We start from the raw sequence: 7,066 nt of genomic DNA on the forward strand, positions 1-7,066 counted from the left end.
ACTATAATGGGTTATATTAACGTTTTCCAAATATCCGGACTAAGGCATCTTTCTGTCCAAAAGCGGAAAAAAATGATGGAGAACAACTGTCCGGTACGCACAAAAGAGTAGAGATGGGAAAACAATTTGGAAAGGCGGTTTTTGGCACTGTACTACATTCGTGAAAACAGTATTGTCACACTGGAAAAAGAGGAAAAGGTCGTTATTCTTTCTCCGTCGCTCTATTGGTATGCCCATGCCGAATTTCCGACAACCTCTCTTGCGAAAGCCAGAAAACTTGCCGACGCTTTTCTCGATTCGCGGCCGGACTCCTATCGGACCATCTATGTCGAAAAGCGCGGCAACGGATTCGACTGCTATGCTTTCGATGCCGATGCACTCGGTATACGGCTTGACGAGATCGAAGCAAACGATGCACCATGTTTCTTTCTGCAACAGTTTTCCGAAGAGATGCCCCTGCGCATCGACAGCCATCTGATTGCAGATGCAATCAACGGCATCTGTATCGAACTCAAAGATGAAAACCGAACACTTCCGACACTTGACTCCGTGGATCTCTATGCCGTCGCCAAACCGTTCAATCGTACAAAAAGCGGCCGGATACCGAATGGGTGGATGGTGGCACTTCTTGTTATTCTCTCCATCACGATGATGATGGATCTTGCACTCCGCTTTCAAAAAGAGCGGGCTCTGCAGACTGCGTCCGAGAAGGTTCGCAGCGAACGTTCCATCTATGAAGTCAAATCGCTGATTTCCCGATACCAGAAAAGAGCGGGCGAACAGGCAAAACTCCGCAAAGCCATTAAAAAAGCACTTCGGGGACGGATCATAAAAATCGAATGCTCTCCGTCGAAAGGATGCAGCCGTGAATAGCTCTTTCATGAAGGCGATACCTCTCTCGGTTGTTTCCTTGCTCGTTGTGTGGTTGGCGGCGGCGGGCTTCATCGAGTACAAAACAAATCAAATCGAAAAAGAGTACCAGGAGAAAAGAGCATTGACAGGACAATATGAGAGCCTGAAGCGAATATGGTCCGAAAAGAGCCAGAAGCGGGCACTCAAAAAGTTTGAAACGATGCTCAGGCTCTATCGGGTCACACCCACTATCCAGAAACGGCACGGCCAGAAGATATTTACATTCACACTTGAGAAAAAAAATGCCGACACCGTACTCAACAAGCTGCTGAACAGCAACCTCGCCATTTCACTCTTCCGAGCCAGACGAATCGACGATCAACACCTCGAAGTGAAAGTGGGAGTCTCCATATGAGATGGCTGAAACGCATCATAGCGGCAATTGCCATCCTTTTTCTGTGGTTTGCACTGACACTCGCATTGGTTTCCAAAGAGCGTCTCTGCAATGCCGTTATCGAAAAAGCCGCCAGGGAGAATGTCACACTCTGCTACGAGAGGCGTTCCGCTTCTCTTTTCGGCTGCGATATCGCTTCCATGACACTCCTTTTTGCCCATTCACCTATCGCGAAGATTGGAAAGTTTTCTGCAACACCGTGGAAAATCGCTGCCGAGGGCATTCAACTGGAAGGGATGGCGGCAAGTGCACTGCCACCGCGTATCGCCAATATTACGATTCTGCCTCTGAAGGGACAAATCCGGGCGATGGGCGATTTCGGATCAATCGATGGAACGTTTTCGCTGACCGAGCGAACCATCCGACTCTATCTGACGCCATCCTCGTTGATGCGCAGAGAGTATCGGTCGACCCTGCAGATGTTCAAACGAAAAAATGGAAAGTTTGTGTATGAAACGGCTTTTTGAACGCATTTCCCCGATACTCATTGGGCTCTTTATGACCGTTTTGGCAGCCAAGTTGAGTGCTTTGTTCGTCGATGTGTTCCTTCCTCCTGTTCCGACACTGGAATGCCGTATTCAATCGGCTCATACCAAGGAACATTACCCATTCGCCAAAGCGTTTGGGTTGAAAAGTACGGCACACAAACCGGGCCAAACCGTACGACACGCTCCGCAAATCTCCCTCAAAGGGTATGAGCTATCGATGACGGCGGTCGGAAAACCCAGTATGGCCATCATCGTCCATCATGGCAAAAGCAAACTCCTGACAGTCGGTGAATCGATCGACGGCTTCAGACTCTCGGAAGTCTATACCGACCGGGTAAAATTGATAAAAAGCGGCAGAGAGTATTGGCTTTCCATGAAAAAAGCGAAATCGTCCGCCACCGTTGCGAAATCTGCAGGAAAAGAGAGGGGCAAACCTTCGGATCTGGCGGAACAGATACGTCAGGAGGGAGACACCTACTACATTCCCCGGGAACTTCTTGACGAGATGCACGATGTGAAAAAAATATTCAAATTCATCGCCATAAAACCGATTTATAGGGACAACAAGCTCATCGGTTTTGGTGTATCGAGTATCAAAAAAGGCTCGGTTTTTGATAAAATGGGATTACGTAAACGTGATATCATTGAGAAAATCAATGGCAATCCTCTATCCAGTGAAACCGATGCGTTCAAATATTTCAACAAAATTAATGAATTGAGCGCACTGACTTTGACCATCAAACGGGGAAGCGAGCGGAAGGAGCTTCATTATGAGATTTTTTAAACTATTTTTATTGTTCGCTCTGATACTTCCGGCCGGTATGATGGCGGAAAAGATCACCATCAATTTCAACAACACGCCGATACGCGAAGTGATCCATTTTGTCGCGAAAGAGACGCATAAAAATATTCTCATTACCGACAAAATCAGCGGCAATGTCAATTTCGTGTCGGAAGAGCCGATCGACAAAAAAGATCTGATTCCCCTGCTGACCCAGATTCTCCAGAACAGGGGGTACACCATCATCGACGGAAACAACGGCTACATGATGGTGACCCGCGCCGCCAACGCAAAAAAGATGGCGAGTCCAAGCGAACGGGCAGAGGCGGGAATGGTGACGAAAATCATCCCGGTGCATTACGTCAAGGCGAGCGATGCCGTACAGAAACTCCGTTACCTCAGCAGCCAGTTTGCATCGGTCACATTCGACAACAACAAAAATGTCATCATCATGACCGACTATCCGAGACAGATCAAAAATTTCGAAACGATGATCCGCAAAATCGATCAGCCGATGAAAAAGGAGATCCGTTTCATTTCACTCGACAATGCCGATGCGCTCACCGCGATCAAAGAGCTCAATGCCATCTTCAAAGCGCTCAATACAACATTCCGCTTCCCTGTCACGCTCAGTGCCGACGGCAAGAGCAACAAAATCGTCGTCATCGCCGATGCCCACGACATCAACAAGGCCGTCCGGATCGTCAAAGACTACGACAGACAGAACAGCGCCAAAGAGGTGATGAGCGATGTCATTTTCCTGAACAATGCCGAAGCGACGGCTACGGTCAAAATTCTGACCGGCCTGATGAAGAGTTTCGACAAGGAGACACAGGCACACGTCTCCGTTCAGGCCAAAGAGGACATCAACGCCATCGCCATCACGGGTACCCCACAGGCTGTGAATCTCATTACCAAAGTGATCAAAAAGCTCGATATCGAGCAGCAGCAGGTCTATGTCAAAGCCCATATCTACGAAATCAGCCAGAGAAAAATGGAAAATCTCGGCATCAAATGGGGCGCGGTGGCAGGCGGTATTACAGGCAACGCACTCCTGACCGGACAACTCAATATGGGCGGCAGCGTGTTCACGCTTCCCGATATTCTGCGAGGCGCGTTGAATCTCGACGAAATCGATGCCAATGTCGCTGTCGGCGCCGTCATCGATCTGATGAAACAGAACGGAGCCGTCAATGTGATCAGCGAACCCAACATCCTCTGTCTGAACAACAAAAAATCTTCCGTCTATATCGGCAAAACCATTTCGATTCTAACCAGCGAAGCGACAGGCGACCAGACGACATCGACGACACGCAATACCTACAGTCGTGAAGATATCGGCCTGACGCTCGAAATCAAACCGCAGATTGCGAGTGACAACAAAGTCCTGATGGAGGTGAAAACCAAACTCGAAGATATCGACCAGTCGAGCACCAAAGTGGCCGACCGTCCCACGACATTCAAGCGGGAAGTGCAGACGGTCGCCATCGTGCGGGATGGCGAAAACGTCATCATCGGCGGACTCCTGAAAGACTACTATTCAAAAGGGGAAACCAAAGTACCGCTTCTTGGAGATATTCCGATCGTCGGATCCATCTTTACTTCCAAAAACGACATCAAAGACCAGATCAATGTCATCATCGTTTTGACGCCTTATATCGTAAAAAACAGCGAATCTCTCGCTGAAATACAGATGAAAATCGCCAAAACCGAAGAGCTCAAAGCAGATTTGGCGGAAGTCCTGGAGAAACGGCTTCAGGAGCGCAATGCTGCTTTCGACCGCGATGAAAATGAAAGTGTCCCAACCGATGTTTTCGAGCGTTAGCAACCCCGACCTCCCGGCCTATACGGAGGTCCCGAATCTCGATTTCTATCTGAAAAACGGGCTTCTCTTCTGCCTATACGAGGAGCAGCCTCATGCATGTATACATGAAAATCCTGATCCCAATATGATCAATGCCCTTTCGCATCTCGAAGGGGAATATCCGGTCATTCAGCTTGACGATGAAAGCTATACCCATCTGAAAAACCGATTTCTCGAAGTACGCAGCGAAGAGGGAATCGGGGAGATCGAGGGATTTGAAAACCCGGAAGAGATCGAAAATTTCCTCCAGAACGAAGATCTTCTCGACAGTGAAAACTCCGCTCCCATCATTCGATATGTCAACTCTCTCTTCGTCCAGGCAGTCAAGCGCCGTGCCACAGACATCCATATCGAAACATTCGAAAGGGAGGGGGATGTAAGGTTCCGGATAGACGGCGTTCTGAACAAAGTTTCGACTCTGAGAAAAGGAGCGATCGAATCGATCATCAACCGTATCAAGGTCATTTCCAATCTTGATATTTCCGAAACGCGCATTCCCCAGGACGGTCGTACGAAGATTACGATTGCGGGCTCGAGCGTGGATGTGCGTGTTTCCATCCTGCCGACTTACTATGGCGAAAAAGTTGTTATGCGCCTGCTGATGAAAGGGGAGTCGATTCCCTCTCTGCACAATCTCGGTTTCTCCGTCGAAGTCTACAACAAACTCAAGTCGCTGCTCAAACACAGCTACGGAATGATACTGATCACCGGTCCCACGGGAAGCGGTAAATCGACGACCCTTCACTCCTTTCTCAAGGAGATCGACCACGAACATTTCAACATTGTCACGATCGAAAACCCTGTCGAATACAACGCTCCGGGCGTCAACCAGATCCAGGTCAACGAAAAGGTCAACCTCACCTTTTCCGAAGCGCTCCGCTCCATCCTGCGCCAGGACCCCGACGTCATCATGGTAGGCGAGATGCGCGACACCGAAACGGCCAAAATCGCGACCCAGGCAGCCATGACAGGCCACCTGCTTCTCTCCACGCTCCACACCAACAGTGCCGTCGCAGCGATTCCCAGGCTACTGGACATGGGGATCGACCCGTTTCTGGTCCGCTCCACACTCATCGGAGTCCTCGCGCAGCGCCTTGTACGAAAACTCTGTCCCTACTGCAAAACGCCCTACTCACCGAGCGAAGATGACAAAGAGTACTTCTACCTTCCAGATGACGCCAAAGTCTACGGCCCGAAAGGGTGTGAAAAGTGCGGCTTCACCGGCTACCGGGGCCGCCGTGCCATCGGCGAAATCATTCTGGTGGACGATGCATTCGGCTCGAAAATCAAATACGGTGCCGACGAGCAGTCACTGAAACGCTACCTGCTTGAAGAGACCGATTTCAAACCGATGTTCGAAGAGCTCCGGTTGATGGTCATAACGGGGGAAACAAGTATTTCCGAAGCGATCCGTATCGGAGTCAAAGGGTTATGACCTTCTCCTACAAGGGGTATAGCAAAGAGGGCAAACGTGTCAAAGGCACGCTTCATGCTCCCAGCGTCGACGTGGCGAAAGAGCTGTTGAAAACAGAGGGCATTCTCGTCGAATCGATCAAACAGCGGATGCAGTTTTTTGTGCGTCCCATTCCGCCGGCACTCATTGCGGCACTGGGGCGCAACCTCAGCCTCTATCTCAAAGCGGGTATCTCACTCAACCAGGGGCTGCGTCTGGTTGCCGACAACTATCCGAAAAAGAGCAAACAGCGGACTTTTCTCGAAGAGATCGTCCGGCAAATCGAGAGCGGAAGTTCCTTTTCCGATGCACTGGCATCACAAAACGTCTATCTCATTCCTCCCTATTTCCTCCATACGATCAAGGTGGCACAAAAGAGCGGGAATCTCGAATTGGTCCTGCTCGAACTCTCCGACTACGTACAGGAGCAGGAACGCATCAAACGCGATGTCGTCAAAGCCTTTATCTATCCGTCGTTCATCATGATCATTGCCATCGCGATGATCAACTTCATGCTGACGACAATCATTCCGAAAATCGTCGATATGTTCGAATCGACGAAGAGCGAATTGCCCACTTCGACCAAAATTACATTGGCATTGTCACACTTTTTCCAGGCATACTCCTGGCTGATGCTGATCATTGTGATTATTCTCATTTCGGCTCTGGTACTCTCATGGAAGAGTAATGAAAAGTTCGGATATATGATGGATCGATTTGTACTGAAAATTCCGCTTTTGGGGGATATGATTGTTTTCATGGAACTTGGACGCTTCGGTCGTGTCATGGCTCTTCTGCTCCAAAGCGGCGTCCCTTTCGCCCAGGCACTCAAATTTGCCAGTCAAACCATCGGAAACCGTTATCTTCAAAAGCTCTTTGGCAATATAGCCGCACAAATCGTCGAGGGAAAAAGTTTTACACAGGCTGTCAAAGAGAGTGTCGGAAAAAGGGAAATTCCCAACGATTTCGTCAATGCTGTCGCACTTGGAGAAAAGAGCTCGCATCTGGCCTTTTCACTGAAAAGTCTTGCCGAACTCTATGCCCAGCAAAACCGGGATCGCATCGATGTGATGCTCGCCCTTCTCGAACCGGTATTGATGCTCACCATCGGCGGCATCATCGGCTTCCTCGTCATCTCGATGCTGCTGCCGATATTCTCGATCAGTCTAGGAGA

General features: G+C 49.4%; 7 protein-coding genes. All 7 read left to right on the forward strand.

Translation table 11 applies throughout. The features are described 5' to 3' along the window. The first annotated feature begins 141 nt into the window (after positions 1–141). Positions 142–873, forward strand: coding sequence for a hypothetical protein (locus Q1K24_RS02030; protein WP_300365193.1), 732 nt, complete (start codon positions 142–144; stop codon positions 871–873). Continuing rightward, the gene (locus tag Q1K24_RS02035) at positions 866–1,267 is read left to right on the forward strand and encodes a hypothetical protein (protein WP_300365196.1); all 402 of its coding nucleotides are present in this window, start codon (positions 866–868) and stop codon (positions 1,265–1,267) included. The genes Q1K24_RS02030 and Q1K24_RS02035 overlap by 8 nt, the downstream gene beginning before the upstream one ends. Beyond that, positions 1,264–1,773 (forward strand): hypothetical protein, encoded by a 510-nt coding sequence (locus tag Q1K24_RS02040; protein WP_300365199.1) that lies wholly within the window; start codon positions 1,264–1,266, stop codon positions 1,771–1,773. The genes Q1K24_RS02035 and Q1K24_RS02040 overlap by 4 nt, the downstream gene beginning before the upstream one ends. Then, a complete protein-coding gene (locus tag Q1K24_RS02045; RefSeq protein WP_300365202.1) occupies positions 1,757–2,578 on the forward strand; it encodes a PDZ domain-containing protein in 822 nt (273 codons plus the stop codon). Before Q1K24_RS02040 ends, Q1K24_RS02045 begins: the two co-directional genes overlap by 17 nt. Further along, positions 2,565–4,400, forward strand: coding sequence for a secretin N-terminal domain-containing protein (locus tag Q1K24_RS02050; RefSeq protein ID WP_300365205.1), 1,836 nt, complete (start codon positions 2,565–2,567; stop codon positions 4,398–4,400). The genes Q1K24_RS02045 and Q1K24_RS02050 overlap by 14 nt, the downstream gene beginning before the upstream one ends. After that, positions 4,384–5,874 carry a GspE/PulE family protein gene (locus Q1K24_RS02055; RefSeq protein WP_300365208.1) on the forward strand — a complete coding sequence of 497 codons (1,491 nt, stop codon included), beginning with the start codon at positions 4,384–4,386 and terminating at the stop codon, positions 5,872–5,874. Before Q1K24_RS02050 ends, Q1K24_RS02055 begins: the two co-directional genes overlap by 17 nt. Further along, positions 5,871–7,066 (forward strand): type II secretion system F family protein (locus tag Q1K24_RS02060; RefSeq protein WP_300365211.1); only part of this gene is annotated, 1,196 nt, incomplete at its 3' end. The genes Q1K24_RS02055 and Q1K24_RS02060, both read left to right, overlap by 4 nt.

The organism is Hydrogenimonas sp. (assembly GCF_029932565.1).
Taxonomy (GTDB): domain Bacteria; phylum Campylobacterota; class Campylobacteria; order Campylobacterales; family Hydrogenimonadaceae; genus Hydrogenimonas.